Annotated in this window: 17 protein-coding genes; 8 read left to right on the top strand and 9 right to left on the bottom strand. The window is 59.6% G+C overall.

Features of this window, described 5'->3' with window-relative positions:
* Positions 1-228: 228 nt before the first annotated feature.
* The 6 genes from BW975_RS13280 to BW975_RS13305 all read right to left on the bottom strand — a co-directional run bounded on the left by BW975_RS13280 (position 229) and on the right by BW975_RS13305 (position 7,790).
* The gene (locus BW975_RS13280) at positions 229-630 is read right to left on the bottom strand and encodes a DUF2946 family protein (RefSeq protein ID WP_076534824.1); all 402 of its coding nucleotides are present in this window, start codon (positions 628-630) and stop codon (positions 229-231) included.
* Positions 631-1,314: 684 nt separating this feature from the next.
* Positions 1,315-1,866: a carboxymuconolactone decarboxylase family protein gene (locus tag BW975_RS13285; protein ID WP_076534825.1), complete on the bottom strand. Its 552-nt coding sequence runs from the start codon at positions 1,864-1,866 to the stop codon at positions 1,315-1,317.
* Between the two features lie 286 nt (positions 1,867-2,152).
* Positions 2,153-3,481, bottom strand: a complete 1,329-nt coding sequence (locus BW975_RS13290) for an aspartate aminotransferase family protein (protein ID WP_076534826.1) — start codon at positions 3,479-3,481, stop codon at positions 2,153-2,155.
* Between the two features lie 5 nt (positions 3,482-3,486).
* Complete coding sequence (locus tag BW975_RS13295) at positions 3,487-3,918, bottom strand: universal stress protein (protein WP_076534827.1); 432 nt, start codon at positions 3,916-3,918, stop codon at positions 3,487-3,489.
* Between the two features lie 11 nt (positions 3,919-3,929).
* Positions 3,930-6,701: a TRAP transporter permease gene (locus BW975_RS13300; RefSeq protein WP_076534828.1), complete on the bottom strand. Its 2,772-nt coding sequence runs from the start codon at positions 6,699-6,701 to the stop codon at positions 3,930-3,932.
* Positions 6,702-6,833: 132 nt separating this feature from the next.
* Positions 6,834-7,790: a TAXI family TRAP transporter solute-binding subunit gene (locus BW975_RS13305; protein WP_076534829.1), complete on the bottom strand. Its 957-nt coding sequence runs from the start codon at positions 7,788-7,790 to the stop codon at positions 6,834-6,836.
* 878 nt (positions 7,791-8,668) lie between these two features.
* On the opposite strand from BW975_RS13305, the gene BW975_RS13310 reads away from it, so the two are divergent.
* The 5 genes from BW975_RS13310 to BW975_RS13330 all read left to right on the top strand — a co-directional run bounded on the left by BW975_RS13310 (position 8,669) and on the right by BW975_RS13330 (position 13,453).
* The gene (locus tag BW975_RS13310; RefSeq protein ID WP_076534830.1) at positions 8,669-9,160 is read left to right on the top strand and encodes an Lrp/AsnC family transcriptional regulator; all 492 of its coding nucleotides are present in this window, start codon (positions 8,669-8,671) and stop codon (positions 9,158-9,160) included.
* A gap of 161 nt (positions 9,161-9,321) precedes the next feature.
* Entirely contained in the window at positions 9,322-10,464 is a 1,143-nt protein-coding gene (locus BW975_RS13315) for a glycine cleavage T C-terminal barrel domain-containing protein (protein WP_076534831.1), read from the top strand.
* Between the two features lie 82 nt (positions 10,465-10,546).
* A complete protein-coding gene (locus BW975_RS13320) occupies positions 10,547-10,996 on the top strand; it encodes an OsmC family protein (protein ID WP_076534832.1) in 450 nt (149 codons plus the stop codon).
* Between the two features lie 12 nt (positions 10,997-11,008).
* Complete coding sequence (locus BW975_RS13325) at positions 11,009-11,809, top strand: enoyl-CoA hydratase (protein WP_076534833.1); 801 nt, start codon at positions 11,009-11,011, stop codon at positions 11,807-11,809.
* Between the two features lie 3 nt (positions 11,810-11,812).
* Positions 11,813-13,453, top strand: a complete 1,641-nt coding sequence (locus tag BW975_RS13330) for an acyl-CoA synthetase (protein WP_076534834.1) — start codon at positions 11,813-11,815, stop codon at positions 13,451-13,453.
* Between the two features lie 490 nt (positions 13,454-13,943).
* Here BW975_RS13330 and BW975_RS18375 read toward each other — a convergent pair whose 3' ends face one another.
* Together BW975_RS18375 and BW975_RS13340 are read right to left on the bottom strand one after the other, a co-directional pair.
* Complete coding sequence (locus BW975_RS18375) at positions 13,944-16,211, bottom strand: Hint domain-containing protein (protein WP_076534835.1); 2,268 nt, start codon at positions 16,209-16,211, stop codon at positions 13,944-13,946.
* 191 nt (positions 16,212-16,402) lie between these two features.
* Complete coding sequence (locus BW975_RS13340) at positions 16,403-17,527, bottom strand: phosphatase PAP2 family protein (RefSeq protein WP_076534836.1); 1,125 nt, start codon at positions 17,525-17,527, stop codon at positions 16,403-16,405.
* Positions 17,528-17,914: 387 nt separating this feature from the next.
* On the opposite strand from BW975_RS13340, the gene BW975_RS13345 reads away from it, so the two are divergent.
* From BW975_RS13345 to BW975_RS13355, 3 genes are all read left to right on the top strand, one after another.
* Entirely contained in the window at positions 17,915-18,889 is a 975-nt protein-coding gene (locus tag BW975_RS13345) for a quinone oxidoreductase family protein (RefSeq protein WP_076534837.1), read from the top strand.
* A gap of 89 nt (positions 18,890-18,978) precedes the next feature.
* On the top strand, positions 18,979-19,311 hold the full coding sequence (locus BW975_RS13350) for an SH3 domain-containing protein (RefSeq protein WP_076534838.1): 333 nt from the start codon (positions 18,979-18,981) through the stop codon (positions 19,309-19,311).
* A gap of 89 nt (positions 19,312-19,400) precedes the next feature.
* Positions 19,401-19,688: a hypothetical protein gene (locus tag BW975_RS13355; RefSeq protein ID WP_076534839.1), complete on the top strand. Its 288-nt coding sequence runs from the start codon at positions 19,401-19,403 to the stop codon at positions 19,686-19,688.
* 22 nt (positions 19,689-19,710) lie between these two features.
* Here BW975_RS13355 and BW975_RS13360 read toward each other — a convergent pair whose 3' ends face one another.
* Positions 19,711-20,376, bottom strand: a complete 666-nt coding sequence (locus tag BW975_RS13360; RefSeq protein ID WP_076535234.1) for a L,D-transpeptidase — start codon at positions 20,374-20,376, stop codon at positions 19,711-19,713.
* Between the last annotated feature and the right edge of the window lie 191 nt (positions 20,377-20,567).

Genomic DNA, 20,567 nt, shown 5'->3' on the forward strand with positions numbered 1-20,567 from the left:
GACCCAGTAAAGGATCTCGGCGCCGCTTCCGTTGGCACCCTGAGAGGGCGTCAAATACAGCCTTTCGACGAGAATGCCGCCCGCCAAGCCCAAGCCAAGCGCCAGAACGCTTAGGGCTGAATATCTTCCACGCATGGTCACCTCGACCGCGACGTCCGATTTGGGACGCCATTTCCAATCAGTTACAGAAGCGCAGTCCGCGTAAAGCGGGCGCGCACGGAGAACGGATCAGAGATATTTTGGAGGGCGGTCTTTGCTGAAACGGATATTGGAGGGCAGCGCGACAGCGTAATCGGCTGTCCGCACGGTCGGCAGAAGGACCACGGCGATATCAAAAGCGATCGGCGAGGATACCCCGTGAAAACAACAGATCGACGGCGCGCAATGCTCCGCGCTGTCATGGTGATCTTGTGTGGCCGGACTGCCGAGGCCGGTGGCGTCCATTTCGGCGTGTTGCATGATCTGATGATCGGAATGATCCATCATCACCACATCTGCCGCGGGGTCCGACTGCATGGCCGTTGCCAGACTCGGCGCAAGAACCTGGAAGATCAGCACCAATACCATAAGCATCCGGCCCAGCGATTTACGGGACAGTCTGCCAAAGAATTGATGACGCGGGACGCTCATAAAACGTGAATGGACAGGATCCCGGATGACTTCAAGTCAGATTTTTGTGATTGCGTCTCAAAGCTTGCCAGAGTGACCGCCCCCGCCCTTTGCGTGTTTTTTCATCGAGAACGCTCGGTCGCAGTGAGCCTGCAAGCTGCGACCGGTTTCAAATCTACTCGCTGAAATACAATGATGCGCCTGACCAGTTCTAGGGTTTTTCCTCGGCGATAGATCACAATCTGCCCCAACGATGGGCTGGACTATGAAGCGGGCGAGATACCGCGAAGAGAAGTTCAGCCATTGGTCATGACATCACATTGACGTTGGTCTGTCAGATCCGGTTGACCATTGGTGTTGACCGAACCACCGGTCGGCTTGGTCACGTCAGGCTTATCTGCGCCCGTCGTTGGCGTTCTTGAGGAAGTGTTATGCTGCACTGCCTCTGTTCAGCGGCCTTGGGGCTCTTGGTCGCGGCCGTCTCCAGCAGTCCTGCGGGAGAAAAAAATTTTCGCTCAACGATGTTCCGGAACTCGTCGGGATGGAGTGTGCCTTGTTCAGACCGTGTATCGGAACCGTAGCCATGGCCCTTGTCGATGCGGCGGCTGGGAATTTCCTCGGGGCGAACGACGCGACAGCCGGACCATTCACGAAGGCGGCTGATTGCAACCTCCCGCACAGCAAGCTCGCCCGCCACGACCTTGGTCAGAACGGATCGGCTTCTCCTTCGGGAAGAGGGACGTTGAAGGCGTTAATTGTCATGGAAATCAAGGTGTAGTAGCCAAGTATTCCAACCAGCTCAACCGCACCCTCAACGCCATACTGCGCAACCACCGCTGCATAAGTCGACGAGGATACCTGATGGTTGCGATGCAACTCGTCTGCGAAACAATAAACCGCCGCTTCGTCTGCTGCAGTGAACGTCGGCGTTCTCCCGCAGCGGATATCTTCGACGATGTGTTCGGCCAGCCCCGCTTGCAGTGCGATAGGCGCATGAACGGCCCATTCGAAGCCAGAAGCCCAAAAGGCTCCTGTCACCAGAATTGCGAGCTCCGACACGCGTGGCGGCAGGCGCGTATCATATCTGCAAAAAGCGCCAAGAGCCTCCGCCCGCTCGGCCAACTTTGGCGATTGCAGCCAGACGCGCAGCGGACCCTGCACCACGCCACGCTTGCCCTCACGGATCGCGTCAAACACGCTTTGTTGTTCGGGTGTCAGGGCGGATTCATCCAGTGTCGGGTGGCGAGTGTCTGACATGAGAGAGCCTTTTTGTTTTTGAGATCAAATGGGATGTGATGCTTGGATCCCGCTTAAGCGTCACTTGGAAGGCGCGCAAATTGCGAGGAATGGAAAATCACCCAAGCGGGTATGCCCTGATACGGCTTGGGAAGGATCCGTCTTCGATCCAGACTATGCACTTGCGCTGGAGGCTTACCACCATGGTCGCTTGCTGACACGCCGACTTGGCGTGGGCCATAAAAGCATCTTTATCAGCCATGGCCAAAGAATTCAGTAATTCCGGCACCCGCACGGTTCGCAGAAATTATACGGCAATTGCCCTGTCTATCGCGCCCGATAACTTGTCGACCAATTCGCCGATTTGGTCGTCCGAGATGATGAAGGGCGGAGCCAGCAGGACGTGATCGCCGTGTTGACCGTCGATAGTGCCAGACATCGGGTAGCAGATCAGACCAGCGGCAAAGGCTTCTTTCTTGATCCGTGCTGCAATGCTGCGACTTGGATCAAACGGCGCCTTGGTCTCGCGGTCGGCAACAAGTTCGATCCCGCGGAACAGGCCGCGGCCGCGAATATCACCGACATGGGCGTGTTGCCCCAGCGCAGATTGCAGCGCGGACTGTAGTTTTGACCCTTGCGCCTGCACCCGGCCAAGCAGTCCCTGGTCCAATATCTCATCAAGCACGGCGTTGGCTGCGCTCGCGGCAAGCGGGTGCCCCATATAGGTGTGGCCGTGCTGGAAAAACCCCGTCCCGGATGCGATGGCATCGTAGATGGCTTTGGTGGTCAACAAGGCACCAATCGGCTGATATCCGGCGCCAAGCCCCTTTGCGATTGTTATCATGTCTGGCGCGACTTCGTCTTCGAGACAGGCGAACAGGTGGCCGGTGCGACCCATTCCGCACATCACCTCATCCAGGATCAGCAGCACGCCATAGCGGTCACAGATCTCGCGGATTAGTCGCAAATATCCGGGCACGGCAGGAACGGCACCGTTCGTCGCACCGACCACCGGTTCGGCAATAAAGGCCATGACGGTGCCTTCTCCCAACCGCAGGATTTCGGTCTCAAGCTCGTTCGCGACACGCCGGCCATAGGCCTCGACGGTCTCATCCTCACGGCGATCGCGGTATTCATAGCAGGGGCTGATATGGGTTGTGTCCGCCAAAAGAGGCGCAAATTGCGCCCGGCGCCATGCGTTCCCTCCGGCGGCAAGGGCGCCCAGAGTGTTGCCATGATAGCTTTGCCGCCGCGCAATAACGCGGTGTCGATCCGGCTGACCGATTTCGAGAAAGTACTGACGCGCCAGCTTTATGGCGGCCTCGACAGCCTCGGAGCCCCCTGAAACCAGATAAACCCGGTCAATACCGTCTGGCGCGTTGGCAACCAGACGATCCGCCAGCCGCTCGGCAGGCTCGGACGTGAAAAACCCCGTATGCGCAAAGGCAACCTGATCAATCTGGGCATGCAGCGCCGCGCGCACGGCGGCGTTGGAGTGCCCAAGGCACGAGACAGCCGCACCGCCGGACCCGTCCAGATAGCGTTTGCCGTCGGCGTCGATCAGGTAGCATCCATCGCCCCTGACCGCAGTGGGCAGGGTGGCCTTGCTCGACCGTCCAAAGATGTGCCCGGCCATGCGCTCTACGCTCTGATGACCAGCACGGAAACGGGTGACCGGCGCACGATCCGGTCGGCATTGGATCCCACGAGGAATTCCCGCACACGGTCTGGTTTGTGCGACGCCATGACCACGAGGTCGCAGTCGATCTGTTCGATCACGCGCAGGACCTTGCGGTGAATTTTGCCGAATGCGAGATGCTGTTTGACGGCGATATCGCTGGGCACTTGGTCCTCGACCAGCTTGTCGAGTGCTTTGCTGGCCGCCTCGACGGCCAGCTTTTCGTAGTCAGGCGGAAAAAACCCATCGACCAATGGCGAGCCGATATCAGGTACAACCGACATGATATGCAACTTGCCCCCAGAGGTGCGTACCAGTTCGACAGCTGCCGGCAGCGCCTTGTCCCATGAGGCTTTTGCATTCAGATCGATCGTCAGAAGAACCGTGTTGAACATCGTGTCTCTCCTCAGGCGTGTGCGGTTTTGCGGGACGCGCGCGTGTTGCGGCCCCGCTGCAAAAAGACGACCAAGGCCAGCAAAATCAGCGCCGGGATGAACATCAGGTACTTGCTGGGCTGTGGCACCGGCTTCAGCACGCGCAGCACCTCCTGGTCCCAGTCCAGCCCGGCCTCCGCCGCCGGACTGCCAAAGGCGACATCGTCGATGAACATCTTGTCGCCTTCATCCCGGAAGGTCAGGCCGGCATTCTCCAACTTTTCCTCACCGGTGGTACCTTCCGTAATTGGGACGAGCGCCACGAATTCGATTGGGTCGCCCAAGTCGTTCAGGCCTGCCACACGCACCCGCAGCGTTTGGCCGATGTCGGTATCGGCGGCCGCCTGCGTGATCGCGGCCGGCTCTTCCTCCAGATACGGGGCACTTACCATGTCCATCCAGAAACCGGGGCGGAACAGGGTAAAGGCGATCAGCAGCAGCAGGATCGTCTCATAGAACCGGTTTCTGGCAAGGAACCACCCTTGCGTGGCTGCCGCGAATAGCAGCATAGCCACCGTTGCGACAATGAAGACGAATATGCCCTGCACCATCGTCACATTGATCAGCAGCAATTCGGTATTGAAGATGAACAGAAACGGCAGTGCGGCCGTCCGCAAGCTGTAGAAGAACGCGATGACACCCGTCTTGATCGGATCGCCGCCAGAAACGGCAGCGGCGGCAAAGGATGCGAGCCCCACAGGTGGCGTCACGTCGGCCATGATCCCGAAATAGAAGACGAAAAGGTGCACAGCGATCAGCGGCACAATCAGGCCGTTCTGCTGTCCCAGCGTCACAATGACCGGTGCGAGCAAAGCGGACACGACGATGTAATTCGCCGTGGTCGGCAGGCCCATGCCAAGGATCAAAGACAGGATTGCCGTCAGGAACAGAATGGCAAGGATATTGCCGCCCGACAGGACTTCGACCACGTCGGCAAGGGCCGATCCCACGCCCGTCTGGCTGACCGCTCCGACGATGATACCGGCGGTGGCGGTCGCGATGCCGATGCCGATCATGTTGCGGGCGCCGACAACCAGACCTTCGAGCAGGTCGGTCGCGCCTTCCTTGATGCGGGCGCCCATTTGGCCTTCGCCGCGCATCATTGCCATCAGCGGGCGCTGCGTCATCAGGATAAAGATCATGTACATCGTCGCCCAGAACGCCGAGAGGCCCGGTGACAGACGATCCACCATCAGCGCCCAGACCAGCACGACGACCGGTAGGATAAAGTGCAGGCCCGACCGCACAGTCGGACCGGGCAGGGGCAGCTTTGTCACTGCCGCATTCGGATCGTCCAGCTTCAACGGCTCTTCTTTCGACGCGATGTAAAGCAGCCCGATATAGGCCGCGGTCAACGCGGTGAAGATGATGTAAGGCGCGGCGACGGGGAAAACGGGCCGGATCCAGCCCATGCCGTAGTAGACGAGGAACGACAGCGCACAGATGAACGCGACTCCAAAGGCGAACCCGATCAGGCGTTGGATGATCGGCTTGGGCTCATAGGGACGCTCAAGGCCCTTCATGCCTGCCTTCAAGGCCTCCAGATGGACAATATAGACCAGCGCAATGTAGGAGATGACGGCAGGCAGGAATGCATGCTTGACCACGTCGAAATAGGGTATGCCCACGTATTCCACCATCAAGAACGCAGCGGCGCCCATGACCGGGGGCATGATCTGACCGTTGACGGATGAGGCCACCTCGACGGCGCCGGCCTTTTCCGAGCTGAAGCCGACCTTCTTCATGAGGGGGATGGTGAACGTGCCGGTGGTCACGACATTCGCGATGCTTGATCCCGAGATCAGGCCGGTCATGGCCGAGGACACCACAGCTGCCTTGGCCGGGCCGCCCTTCATGTGGCCCATCAGCGAAAACGCAACCTGGATGAAATAGTTGCCGGCTCCCGCGCGGTCCAGAAGAGAGCCAAACAGCACGAATAGGAACACGAAACTCGTCGAGACGCCAAGCGCGATGCCGAAGACGCCTTCTGTCGTGATCCACTGGTGGTTCACGATTTCCGACAGATTGTTGCCCTTGTGCGCGATGATACTGGGCATCTGCGGTCCGAGGATGGTGTAGACCAGGAACAAGGTCGCCACGATCATCAGCGCTGGCCCCAATGCCCGGCGCGTGGCCTCGAGCAACAGTATGATGCCAATTACGGAGACCACGAAATCCTGCATGATCGGCGCGCCGACCCGCCCGGAAATATCGCTGTAGTATACAAAAAGATACAGGGCAGCAGCGGCACCGACGATCGCCAGCGCCCATTCCCAGAACGGCACGCGGTTCTTTGGACTGCCCGCAATCACTGCGGCCACAACGGCCAAGCCGACGATGGGAATCCACCAGATGGCCGTGCCGTCCTTGGAGCTGAGGATAAACAGGTAGGACAGCAGAACGGGTATCACGATGCCCAGACCCAGCTGAAATTTCGATCGTGTCGCGGGAAATGCAGCAAAGGCCAGGAAGATTGCGAATGCCAGATGGATCGACCGGCTTTCGGTATCGTTGAAGACGCCCCATCCGACAATGAAGGGAATGGGCGAGGCGATCCAAAGCTGGAACAGGGACCACGCCAGCGCAACAAGCATCAGGAATTTGCCGACCGGGCCTGCGACGTTGCGGCCACCAGTGTCGGCAGATGCGACCAGTTCGTCCAGTTCGGATTGGTCCAGACCGCCGCGACCGGCCGCCTCATTTTCCACGCGCGCAGCCTGGTGCTGGTTCGGATCGTCGGTCATTTCTGTACCCCCGCTGACCCGCTCTGGACGGGTGAAAATCTTTTTTATTCTTTGTTGGGGTCGGCCTTATGTGGGCGATCCCCCAAGTGGTGGCAGCCTCTGCAGGCTGCCACCGCCGTCATCAGGCGGGAATTACATCCAGCCACGTTCCTTGTAGTAGCGCTCGGCACCCGGATGCACCGGTGCCGAAAGACCATCCTTGATCATCTCTTCTTCGGTCAGATTGCCGAAGGCCGGGTGAAGCTTCTTGAAGCGATCGAAGTTGTCGAACACGGCCTTGACGACCTGATAGACGGTTTCTTCTTCCACATCGGCAGAGGTCACGAACGTCGCCTTCACGCCGAAGGTCTGGGTGTCGTCCGGCGATCCCTCATACATACCACCGGGAATGGTGGCAGCGGCGTAGTAGGGATTGTCAGCGATCAGCGCGTCAATCTCGGGGCCGGTGACGGGAACGAGAACAGTCTCGACCGTCGAGGCCGCTTCCTGAACCGATCCGTTCGGGTGGCCGACCGTATAGATGATCGCATCGACCTTGTTGTCGCCCAAGGCCGCGGCCTGCTCGGCCGGCTTCAGCTCGGAGGCCAGCGCGAAGTCGTCCATGGTCCAGCCCAAAGCGTCCATGACCACCTGCATCGTCGCATACTGGCCTGACCCCGGGTTGCCGATATTGACGCGCTTGCCCTTCAGGTCGGCAAACTCGGTGATGCCGGCATCGGCGCGCGCGATCACTGTGAACGGCTCGGAATGAACCGAAAAGACAGCGCGCTCCTTGTCGAACTTGTTGCCTTCGAAGTCGGATGTGCCGTTATAGGCGTGGTACTGCCAGTCGGACTGAGCGACGCCCATTGTCATGTCACCCGCCATGATGGCGTTGATGTTCGCAATGGAGCCACCCGTCGACGGGGCGGTGCACTTCAGATTTGTCTCTGCAGTGTTGCGGTTCACCAGGCGGCAGATCGACTGGCCGACCACGAAGTAGACGCCGGTCTGGCCGCCGGTCCCGATCGTGATGAACTTTTCCTGAGCATGCGCCCCGGTTCCTGCTATCATTGCGCCCACAAGGGCTATCTGTTTGAATATTCTCACGTAATTCTCCCGTTTGATTATGCAGTTCAACCATAAATGGCAGAGGTTTGCGCTTGTTGGCAGAGATGATCCCGACCTTGCATGAAGCGCTCTGTCCAGCGAGACCAAGCGCTATTTCACAGTTTTCCATCACTGGGCCACGTCACAACCTGAGAAGGACATTGTGACAGATTGGTCCGGATATTTTCCCCACAGTGTACACATCAGTATGGTGAGTCAAAAATGACGTGTCAACGGAGCTGACCGGCACGGCAATTACGCTTAAAAGCCTTCTATATTAGGCTTGTTTTGCTGGCGTTTTTGCCAAATCACTCTCGCCAACGGGTACCGAAAGGCAAAGCGCGCTTGAGACGGGCGGGGTGGGTTTGCAGCTCCGGAAGGTGACCGAACCTCATGCACGTCGCTATGTCAAAACGGCCTGTGAGAGGCTTTGTTTCGACGCGGCTTGGACGGGGGTGCCCGGTCGGATATCGCCACAGATGACTTGAGGATCGCACCGCTGCGCCGCGCGCTTTCGCCCCTGCCGAGGGCGTCCACATCCAAGGCTTCTTGCTGGGCGCGACACCACCATGGGCTTTGCGAGCAGCAGACGCATCATGGCATTTGAAGGTATCACATGCTCGGTCTGCCGTGGCGTTGCCAAGCGTGTGATCCGCAGCGATCTGGCTGAACACGTGGAGGAGCATCGGCGTATTGCCAATGCTGACCGCTGCTTTCAGGTCGAACCGACGCATAGCAGAGTGTTTTGGCGCGATTACGGGCGAATGGGTCGGAAAAGTGAAAGCCTCAAGCGAAGAAATTACGAAAGTCGTGCGAGGACGATCCTCTATTGACAGCTCGGACGACTGGCACATCAACGACGTGAGACACCTGCGCGCATGAAGAAATTGGGCCTCGACGCTGCGGACATCCGTATCCTCAGTGCGGTCCAACAGCATGGACAACTTAGCAAGGTGCGTCTGGCCGAACTTGTGAACCTGTCGCCCACGCCGTGTTGGGCGCGGCTCGATCGTCTGAAAGCCGCTGGCTATATCCGCAGCTACCACGCCGAGTTGGCGTTGGACCGGATCATGGATTTTACTCAGGTTGTTGTGACGGTCTCTCTCGGATCGCATCGCAAGGCGGAGTTCGTTCGTTTCGAAGACTATGTGCAAAAGCAGGACGAAATCATCGAGTGCATCGCGACCGGAGGGGGCATGGATTACGTGATGAAAGTGGTAACGCCCAGCCTTGCCGCCTTCCAGGAGGCGATGGACCACATGCTGTCGGCCGAGCTAGCCATAGATCGCTACATGACCTACATCGCGACCCGCCAGATCAAAACCAGCAGGCCCAACCTGGCTAAACTGATCGGCAAGGGCGACAATTAGAGGGCAAAGACTGAACGGCCTTTTTCCACCCTGAAAATCGGTCTGATTGGCCCGATCCGCGCATGTTATCAGACCGCGACATTTGCTGATTTGAAGTTAAGTCACGGGCAGGTTTCAACACTTCACTGGCCTGTCAGGCCACCTGCTGCGAGGGCGAAAACATGACGCAATCAGAAGACTTTGGCTTCGGCACTCAAATCCGGAAATCCCCTTACTTCGACGCAACGGTTCGCTGGGGCGCCAAGGCTTTTTCTGTTTACAATCATATGTATATCCCTCGCGACTTTGGTGATCCGCAACAGAATTTCTGGAACCTCGTCAATGACGCGATCCTGTGCGACGTGGCCGTCGAGCGTCAGGTCGAGATCACCGGTCCGGATGCGGCAAAGTTCGTCCAGTTGCTGACGCCGCGCGATCTGTCCAAGATGGCTGTGGGACAGTGCAAATACGTGCTGATCACCAATGCCGCGGGCGGTATCCTGAACGATCCGATCCTGCTGCGCCTTGCCGAAGGCCATTTCTGGATATCGCTGGCCGACAGCGACATCCTGCTCTGGGCTCAGGGCGTGGCCGTGCATTCGGGGCTGGATGTGCAAATTGGCGAGCCTGATGTCTCGCCGCTTCAGCTTCAGGGTCCGAAATCGGGCCTGATCATGCAAGAGCTTTTCGGCGAAAGCATCGTTGACCTCAAATACTACTGGCTGCGCGAAGTCGATCTGGATGGCATCCCGCTTATCGTGTCGCGCACGGGGTGGTCCAGCGAACTGGGTTACGAGCTTTATCTGCGCGATGGGTCCAAAGGCGATCTGCTGTGGGAGAGGATCATGGCCGCGGGCATGGAGCACGGCCTGAGGCCGGGTCACACATCCTCGATCCGTCGGATCGAAGGTGGCATGCTGTCCTATCATGCGGATGCGGACATCAATACGAACCCCTATGAACTCGGATTCGACCGCCTTGTGAACCTCGACATAGATGCGGACTTCATCGGCAAGGACGCGCTGCGCCGCATCCATGCAGAAGGTCCAAAGCGCAAGCAGGTCGGTCTGGTGCTGGATTGCGAGCCGCTTGACGGGCCGAACACGACGTTCTGGACGATCAACCAGGGCGGCGAAGTGATCGGCAAGGTGACATCGGCGGTCTATTCGCCGCGTCTCGAAAAGAACATTGCGTTGGCGATGGTTGCCGTGGATGCAGCGATGCTGGGGGCGGAGGTCGACGTCGTGACAAAATTCGGCCCGACAAAAGCGACAGTCGTCGAGCGCCCGTTCTACGACCCCAAGAAGCAGATTGCGGCAGCATAAGGCATCCTGCATCATCAACGGCGCGTGCGCTCTTCGGGGTGCACGTGCGGCGGCACCAACACTTTCGCAAGAGACTGCAAAAATGTCAGATCTTTCAATCGAGCTGCACTGGCAGCGCGCAGAGCCCGCATTCGCGGCAGGTGCCTATTCAAACGCACATACCGTGCAATTGAACAAAACGCACGACATCGCTGTGGACTCTGCCCCCGATTGGGGTGGCAATCCGTCGAATACCAACCCCGAGCAGGCGCTCGCGTCGGCGCTGTCAAGCTGCCACATGATGACCTTCCTCGCGCTGGCAGCGAAGGCGGGCTGGCCGGTGGCCAGCTATCACGATTATGCCGAGGCGCATCTTGGCAAGAATCCCGAAGGGCAGATGTCGGTCACTCGGATCGACCTTCATCCCGTTGTGCGCTTTGACACCGGCTTTTCCATAACCGACGCGCAGATGGCCGAAATGCAGGAACGCGCGCACCGCTATTGCTTTATTGCAAACACTCTCGCTGATAGCGTCGAGATCAACATCCGCTAAAGGACCGACCCCATGCACACGGATAGCATTCTTCTCAGCGATCTGAGCGATGACGGACTTCTGCGCCTGACGCTCAATGACGTAAAACGGCGCAACGCGCTCTCCGAGGCGATGCTGGCCGCGCTTGCCAAAGCGTTCGCGGACGCCGGCAGCAATCCGTCTGTCCGGGTGATTGTCCTCGCTGCAAACGGCCCCGCCTTTTGTGCCGGTCACGATTTGAAAGAGATGACAGCAGGGCGCAGTGATCCGGACGGCGGCAAAGCCTATTTCGCGAAGGTCATGGCGCTGTGTTCGGGTGTGATGCAGGGGATCGTCAACTGCCCCAAGCCGGTGATTGCAGAGGTTGCGGGCGTTGCCACAGCGGCAGGCTGCCAACTGGTGGCAAGCTGCGATCTGGCGATTGCCGCCGAGACCGCGCAATTCAGCACGCCCGGCGTTCATATCGGGCTATTCTGTTCGACCCCGATGGTCGCCTTGTCGCGCAACGTATCGAACAAGCACGCGATGGAGATGCTGCTCACCGGGGATATGACGCCAGCCGACCGCGCCGCCGAGATCGGGTTGATCAATCGCGTTGTCAGCGAGGGCGCACTGAAAAACACGACCACCGAATTGGCCCGCAAGATTGCCTCGAAATCCAGCATGACCTTGGCCACGGGCAAACGTGCCTTCTACGCGCAGCGTGAGTTGCCCCTCGCCGAGGCGTATGATCAGGCAAGCCAGGTGATGGTGGACAATATGCTGGCGCGGGATGCCGAAGAGGGGATCAACGCCTTCATCGAGAAACGCGCCCCTCAATGGCAGGACGCCTGAGACATGACGGCCAACCCTTTCAACACCGATCTGGATCGCAACCCTGCCAACCACCAGCCACTGACACCGCTGACCTTTCTGGAACGCGCGGCTACGGTCTTTCCCGATCACACGGCCATCGTTCACGGCGGCTTGCGGCGCAGCTATGCGGAGTTCTACGCGCGTGCGCGGCGGTTGGCATCGGCCCTGGCGCAGCGAGGGATCGGGCGCGGGGATACGGTCTCGGCGATACTGCCCAACATACCCGCCATGCTGGAATGCCATTACGGCGTTCCCATGTGCGGGGGTGTTCTGCATTCAATCAATACAAGGCTGGATGCGACGATCATCGCGTTTCAGCTCGATCATGCGATGTCCAAGATCGTCATCGTTGACATCGAGTTGTGGCCACTGATGAAAGAAGCGTTGGATCTAACCCAGGTCAGTCCCTTGGTCATCCTTGTCGACGATCCTGCGTTTGATGGTGCGCGAATGGCATTCGAAGGGGCGGAGTATGAGACCGTCCTCGCCGATGGCGATCCCGGATTTGCCTGGCTCATGCCCGAGGATGAATGGGACGCAATCTCGATCAACTACACCTCCGGAACGACAGGCGATCCGAAGGGCGTCGTTTCGCACCACCGGGGTGCGTATCTTTTGGCGCAGGGCAATGCGCTTACCACCTCGATGCGCAAACACGCCGTCTACCTCTGGACGCTGCCGATGTTTCACTGCAATGGCTGGTGCTTTCCATGGACATTGTCCGCCATCGTCGGAACCCATGTCTGCTTGCGACAGGTCCGCGCCGCGCCGATCTGGGCCGCACTGGCAGATGAAAAGGTGACACATCTATGCGGCGCCCCCATCGTCATGTCGCTGCTGATCTCCGCACCCGAAGAGGAACAGCGTACTCTTGACCACACGGTGCAATTTTTCACTGCAGCCGCACCGCCGCCGGAAAAGCTGTTGGCTGACATGAATGCCGCAGGATTTGACGTCACCCATCTCTACGGGCTGACCGAAACCTATGGGCCCGCAGTTGTGAACGACTGGCACGACGCCTGGTCTTCTCTGCCAAGCACCGAACAGGCCCGGCTGAAATCCCGCCAAGGCGTGCGCTACCTCCCGCTCGAGGGGCTGGATGTGCTCGACCCTGAAACCATGCGCCCGGTTCCTCGAGACGGAGAAACGATGGGCGAGGTCATGTTTCGGGGCAACGTCGTGATGAAGGGCTACTTTCGCAATCCTGCGGCCACACAGAAGGCGTTCGAGGGCGGCTGGTTCCATTCCGGCGATCTGGGCGTTGTGCACCCCGACGGGTACATTCAGCTGAAAGACCGCTCGAAGGACATCATCATCTCGGGCGGAGAGAATATCTCCTCCATCGAGGTGGAGGAGGTGCTTTACGGCTTTCCCTCCATAGCGATTGCAGCTGTCGTCGCCATGCCCCACGAAAAATGGGGGGAATCCCCCTGCGCCTTTATCGAAGCGGCGCCGGGTCAGGAGATCGACACAGAGGCATTGCGCGCGTGGTGCCGGGCCCGTTTGGCCGCCTATAAAGTTCCCAGAATGTTCATCGTAACCAGCATTCCCAGAACGTCGACTGGCAAGATCCAGAAATTCGCCTTGCGTGAATATGTGAAAGAGCTGGCTGAACGAAACTGAACGGCGCACCTGTTCGGGCTCCCGCGGCAGCCTCACACGCGAGGGTGGCACCCCCATTGCAAATGCGGGTCGTTCAGATCTTAAGCGGTCAATCGCGTACGTCGCAGCATACGGCAGTTCGGTCTCAAGCGCTCCTTCGCCCCAAAAGGCTTGAAGGTTGGAACGGCGGTGTTCGTGTCGTTCAGACGGGCAGGGCCCCAGAGTTGGTGCCCCTGGTCACGCGGGCACCAATATAGCCGACCACCTTGCTCAGATCCGGCGCCCGGACATGCCAAGTCTGCTGCACATGATCAAGAAACTGATGGCGAAGCGAGGGACTGGAAGAGTTTTTACCAGTCAACTCCGATCGTTCTACCCCCGGTGTATGGCCATCCCGGTGGGCCGATGCCTCCGGTAGGAGCACGCCAGCTTCCCTCATCGCTGAGGCGGGTATCACTTGGGTAAAATGGCGGCCTCATCCGACCGATCTATGGCAGGTGCGCCGTCCGGCTCAGGCCGCGAACCTGACAGCTGCCTGAGCAGGCAGCAAAAGCTGCGCTTCGTGACTTTTGAGACATTGGCGGGCGGTCTTGCCATAGGCGTTCGGATTGGCGCGCAACTCCGGGAAAATGCTGAACATTTCCTCGCGGGATTTGTCCGATATAGCCGAGATGCCGGCATCGGCTGCGTGAAAACTTTCGGTGGCGGCGCCATTGGCATAGATCACCTCATGGCAATCCAGCATCATGTGGATATAGGTCACCGCGGCTTGCGGAGCCGCGATCACGTCGCGCCCATCGACCAGATGCTTGGCTGCGACCAGAACCTCGTCATGACCGAACAGAAGCTCGGCCTTGTAGCCTGTAAACAGAAGCCGGTGCTGCGGCGAGACAAGCAGGCCACGGGTCGCGCCGTCAAGCACATGCGCGGCGACGGAAATCGGGGCAAATTTGCCCACACCCGGAACCGTGCGGCGACCGATCCAGCGGATCGGCTGGGGACCGTGATCCCGAGTGACCACCATGTCACCGGCGCGCAGCGTTTCGATCGCCCGCTCGCCATATGGGGTCAAGATCTGTGCGCCGGGGGTAAAGCAGATGATGTTCTCGATCTCGGAGAAGGTCACGACCGTGCCGTCGGCCAGCGTGAAATTGCCCGACAATCCGCCTGCGGCATCATCGAGGTTGGTAAAGGTAATGTCCGCACGGCTTACACTGGCGTCGAGCCGCAGCGTATCGCCATTTGTCTCGCCGCCTTCGCCGCCGACGATGGTGATTGTGCCTGTACCGGCCTCGGAAGGCGTCCCGATCACAAAGAAATCGTCACCGTCGCCGCCATAGAGCGTGTCATTCTCGCCCGCGATCAGCGTGTCATTGCCGCCTTCGCCATAGACCAGATCGGCCCCCGCGCCGCCATCAAGGACGTCGTTGCCGGCAACGCTATCGGTGCCGACAATCAATGGGCTGGTGGCCAGATCCTGAGCCGTGCCGCCGGGCGGGGTCACACGCCCCGACAACACGTTGCCGCCCTGGTTCTCCCAGTACCGCGCCTCGATGGTGTAGCTTTGGCCCTCTTCCAGCGTCACTTCGCCCCAACGGGTGGTTGCGGCCTGATGAAAGTCGTTGTTCAGAAATGTACCGGTCGTGCCGTTCTGGTTGGTAAAGGTGACCGGATTGCCCTGGCTGTCGAAAATGCGGAGGGTCGAGCCATCGTCCGAGGTGGTCTCGAACCGATAGACGCCATCTGACGAGGCGATCAGCTTTGAGGTATAGATGATCCCGTAATCGTTCGGATCATTCTGGCCCGTTGCCTGTTGGCCGTGACCCGTGACATTGAATCCGGCAGAGGTGCCGGTGGCCGCAAGTGTGCCGCTCTCGATGGTGAAGGCCTGCCCGTTGGCCGAAGTAAAATCACGTGTGAAAACCTGATAATTCCAACGCTCCGCCGGGCCGGCATCGCCGTAGAGCACATCGTTGCCTGTGCCGCCCTCGAGGCTGTCATTGCCCGCGCCGCCGATCAGTGTATCGGCCCCGGCCTGACCGAGCAGCGTGTCGTTCCCGGCCTGACCGCTCAGCGAATCGTTGCCCGTACCGCCAGACACCGAGTCGTTGCCCAGACCCGCCAGGACGGTGTCATTCCCCGCACCCGCGTTTATCACGTCATCGTTGAAGCCAGGGCCGCTCAGACCGTCGCCATTGTCAACGCGATCCGAGCCCGAGGTGATCGGTTCGACATATGCGGTATCGATCAGATCATTGCCTGCGGTGCCATCAATCACCCCGTCATCCCAGCCCTGCAAAAGACGGTTGGCCCCGAGGTTGGTATTGGTGCTGGACTCCACGCCATTGAGGGTGATCGACACGATCGGACGGGCCTCGAAGGCGCCCACGTCGGCATTGTTGGTAAACTCAGGCGCCAGGAACAACTCGCCGGTCGTGGACTGTGCCAAGACCGCCGTCACCTGCGCCGTCGTGCCGTTGGCATAGGCGATGGTGGCGTTGAAAACGCTAAGGCCATCAAAGGTAAAGGTCTGGGGGCCGCTGCCGATATTGGTGGTGAACGCGTCGTTCGTCACGTTGTTGTTCATGTCGAGAGCACCGGCAGCGCCACCATTGTCGATGGTCGTCACACTGGCGATGCGCTGATGAAGCGGATCACCTGCGGTGCCGTAGCTGCGGCCGACAAACAGCCCGGCATTCTCGGCGTTGCTGTTGCCCTCTGTCGGGTCCAGCACGAGGGACTCGTTGCCCAGGTATATCCAGTTGAATGTGGTTGGCATCGTGCTCGCGCCCCTTGGTTTTCAAAACGGATATACACTGTCTGCGGCAGCAATTCGTGCAATTTCAGTCAAATTTAAGACAGACCAAGGCAGGATCAGGGCCGGCGCTTCAGGCTTTGAAGATCCGTGGTGTCAGCGGGTTGCCGTTTTCTGCCTATGGGCGGTTCAGAGCCCGCTGCTCGTTCAATGTTTCATTTAACCGAAGAGACGTCCAAGGGCTCATCTATCCGGCTCTGTATTTGGGCCAGCTTGCTCCCGCTGAACCAGCATGCTGCCGCGACAAGGAAGCCTGCATAACCATCAATCGCGTAGTGCCAGCCAAGTATGACCGATCCCAGCTGGATCAGCACGGCAAATCCCACCATGATACAACCAAGTTTGGAACTATAACGAAAGGCGTGAAATGCCATGACCCACGAGGTGGCAAGATGCATGCTGGGCATCGCCGAGATACCGCCCACATCAGTGCCGTTCAGGTGGTTTTGAAGCAAACGGGTCTGCATTTCGACAGCCAGCAGCGGACGCTGCGCGTCCTGGCGCAAGAGTATGTCCTTCAGCGGCAGAAACTGGTCGCCGAGGCCGAAATCCTGGAAATAAATAGGCCCGACCGACGAAAATACCGTCGCCAAGATCGAGCCGCCAATGATCCATGTGAGGGTAAAGGACATCAGATATGCATTGCGGCGGATTGGGTTTTCGCGGTCCATGCAGGCGACGAACACAAAGAAATATATCAACAAAAACCATGCAGAATAGGCTTTGTCGACGACGCGGATCATCGTGTCATTCGCAAAAATTGGGCTTAGCCAGATGTATGCGTCGACACCACCGTGCATCTGGCGGTCCATGCGTGCAAACACTTCATCCCACGCAAACGGGTTCAGCTCGGGAATGGCCTCTTTGACATAAGAGAAGGCGGCGACGAAAAAGATGCTCGCAAAAATTGCGATGCCTCCGCTCAGAAGCCGCTGATAGTCAAACAAAATGGTTGTCTTGAAATCTTGAACAAGCCAGCCAATGGGCTTTTCCGGGCGGACGGACGTCGCCATGTAGGCGAAACGCCAGATTATCATCGATGCCAGAAAAAGCGGCACCAGGCTGGCCAGCATCAGCACCAGAATGGTTGGGCTCAGAGTATTGACCGGCCTCGCCGTGTAGACGCCGATCGCCAATGCCGCCAGGTAGTAAGCCAGCACCAGAAGAAGCAGGATAATGTTTTTCCGAAGGCCTAGACCGAGCAGGGAGGTAAACGCTTTGCCCGATGCGATTGCAGATCCCGAGCGCCGGCCAAAATCAATTTCAGTCTGCATTGTCATGTAGCGCCCTCATTTGCCCAGGGCAGGTGTTCCAAGAAAGAGCGACTGGCATATGGTGTGACTTTGTCCATATTTTGTCATTTTGCGCGGCAGCGGCGGTGATGCCGGATGCCTGTGGCGCAAGGATCAGTGGGCCGGGGGCAGAGGGAAAAAACGCCCGTCAGGTCTGTTTGAGCCGGCTGTTATGTATCTTTGAGCAAAGAACACTTTGCTGCCTGCCTGCCGGGCCGCGCCCAAATTTGCCTCTGTAGAAAACAGCTGCATCGTGTGTCGCAACGGCGGGTCGATGCCTGCGCATCACGCCTCATCTGCGTGCCAGATGGCTCTCGACATTGACGGCTGAATGCACTCATTCTGCCGCTTGAAAATCCACAGGGAGGTGCTGAAATGGCTTTGACGGCAATCATCGAGGAACATGGCGGACCCGAGCGGTTCAAGCTGGTCGAGCGTGACGTGGGCGCGCCCGGGCCTGGCGAGGTGCGCATCGCGCACAAGGCGGTCGGCCTCAATTTCATCGATGTCTACCAGCGCACGGGCCTCTATCCGATGGAGCTGCCCCACGCCATGGGGATGGAGGCCGCCGGCGTGATCGAGGCGGTGGGCGAGGGCGTGACACATCTCAAGGAAGGCGACCGCGCCGCCTATGCCTCGAACCCGCCGGGCGCCTATGCCGAGGCGCGCGTCATGCCCGCCGCCCAAGTCTGCCCGCTGCCCGAGGGGATCTCCTTCGAAGAGGGCGCGGCGATGATGCTGAAGGGGATGACGGTCGAGTATCTCTTTCACCGCACAACGCCGTTGAAATCGGGCGATACCGTGCTCTTTCATGCGGCCGCAGGCGGCGTGGGACTTCTGGCTTGCCAATGGGCGCGCTCCGAAGGGATCACCCTGATCGGGACCGCCGGATCGGACGAGAAGTGCCAGTTGGCGCTGGACCATGGCGCCGCGCATTGCATCAACTACCGGTCGGGGGATTGGGCGGCCACGGTGCGCGAGTTGACGGACGGCAAGGGCGTCGATGTCGTAATGGACGCGGTCGGGAAGGACACGTTCGACGGCTCGCTGTCGTCTTTGCGCCCCCTAGGCATGATGATTTCGTTCGGCAACGCCTCGGGGCCGGTGCCGCCGCTGGATATCGGTATCTTGGGCAAGAAGGGCTCGCTCAAGATCACGCGGCCCACGCTTTTCACGCATATCGCAGATCACGAGACGTGCCAGGCCATGGCCCGCCATCTGGCGGAGAAAGTGCTGTCGGGCGACGTCAAGATCACGATCGGCCAGCGTTTCGCGCTGCGCGACGTCGCCAAGGCGCATGAGGCACTGGAGGCGCGGAAGACCACCGGGTCAACAATCCTCGAGATCTGAGCGACTGAACAGCGCCGCTCGGCAACACCGGTCCTTTACGGGCCGGTGGGGCCGCGCTACCCACGCTGTGAACGATCAAGGAGAGAGCGATGAGATACGCCATTTCAGCCACGCTTGGCGCGATAATTTTGGGCGGACTGGCGGCCTGCGCGCCGGTGGGCGGCGGGCCGGTCAGCCTCGGGGGCCTCAATGCAGGTCCGGCAGGCACTTACGAGGTGAATGGCGTCGAAGAGGGCGACATGCTCAAACTGCGGGCCGGGCCGGGTACCGGGTTCAGGGTCATCACCGGATTGCCAAACGGCACTGTTGTCCGCGTGCTGGACTGCGAGCGTACGGGCGGCACGCGTTGGTGCAAGGCCGTCCTGCAAGAGGCCCGCGGCCTCGATGGCTACGTCTCCTATGCGTATCTGAAACGCCTATAGGCGGATCTATTGCAGGGACGGGCGGCAAAACGCTGGCTCTGCGGCGCAGAATCGCCCATTCTGCGCACTATTCAAGGAGATGACCAATAATGAGAAGACTAGTCTGGATGCCGGCCTGCGCGCTGATGATGTTGACCGCCTGCGAGGAAATGGACGGCACTGGAACCACTACAGCGCTGCCCGGCATGTCGCCAGCGCCCGAGCCTGTGGCCGCCCTTGCTGCGCCATGGCAGAATTTGAACGCCGTGCGTATCGATCCCACGACCGGCTGCTATCAGTATCGCCACGCCGGCCCGGTCGAGACGACATTGCTGCCGCTGCGGACCAGTGACGGCCGCCCGATCTGCACCAAACCGGCCGAGGCGCCCGCCATCTGAGCGATCAGCGCCGCGCGCCGCTTTAGCTGCGGGCGGTCACGCCGTCTTCGGCTGGGTAGAGATGGGCCGTTACGCCGGGTTCCACGTGCTCATAAAGCCCGATGATATGCGCCATGACCATCCGCACGCAGCCCGAGCTTGCACGCCCGCCGATCGAGCGGGGCTGCGGCGAGCCGTGAATGCGCAGATAGGTGTCGCGGTTGCCGCGGAAGAGGTAAAAGGCGCGCGAGCCCAGCGGGTTGGTCGGCCCGCCATCCATGCCATCCTCATGCTGCTTGTAGATCTCCGGATCCCGCGCGATCATCGCCTTGGTCGGCGTCCATGTCGGCCACTTGGCTTTGCGGCGGATCGTGTATCGGCCAGGCTCGTAGAGGTTGCCGCGCGCGATCGCCACACCATAGCGCATCGCGGTACCGTCATCACGGATGTGATAGAGGTAGCGCGCCACTGCGTCGACGTGAATGTCACCGGGCGTCAGGCCCGCGTTGGCTTCGACCCGCTGCGGCAGAAAACGCGGATCGAGTCCCCAAGGGTTGCTGGTGGCCGGGTCGTAATTTGGCGGCGTCACGCGCGCGTCCCAAGCCGCCCATTTCGACGGGTTCGATGTGGGGCGGTTTTGGGCCTGACCGGGCAGGGGCATCGAGAAGAGGGCCGCGCCCGTGATCACGAAATGGCGTCTGGTCAACATGGCGGTTCGGTCCTTCTGCGGCACTGACATCACTTTGGTTAGAACGAGCGTGCCCGGCAAAAGATCCAAAAAGATGTTTGCCATTATCGGCGCATGGCGCCGACGCGCGGGGCGACGCGGGTTCATACCGGTCGCCCCCACTATAGACGGAAAAAATCAAAACCGAAGGCGGAAAAGCATTAGTCTGACTG

It is taken from the genome of Roseovarius nanhaiticus (assembly GCF_900156535.1).
Classification (GTDB): domain Bacteria; phylum Pseudomonadota; class Alphaproteobacteria; order Rhodobacterales; family Rhodobacteraceae; genus Roseovarius; species Roseovarius nanhaiticus.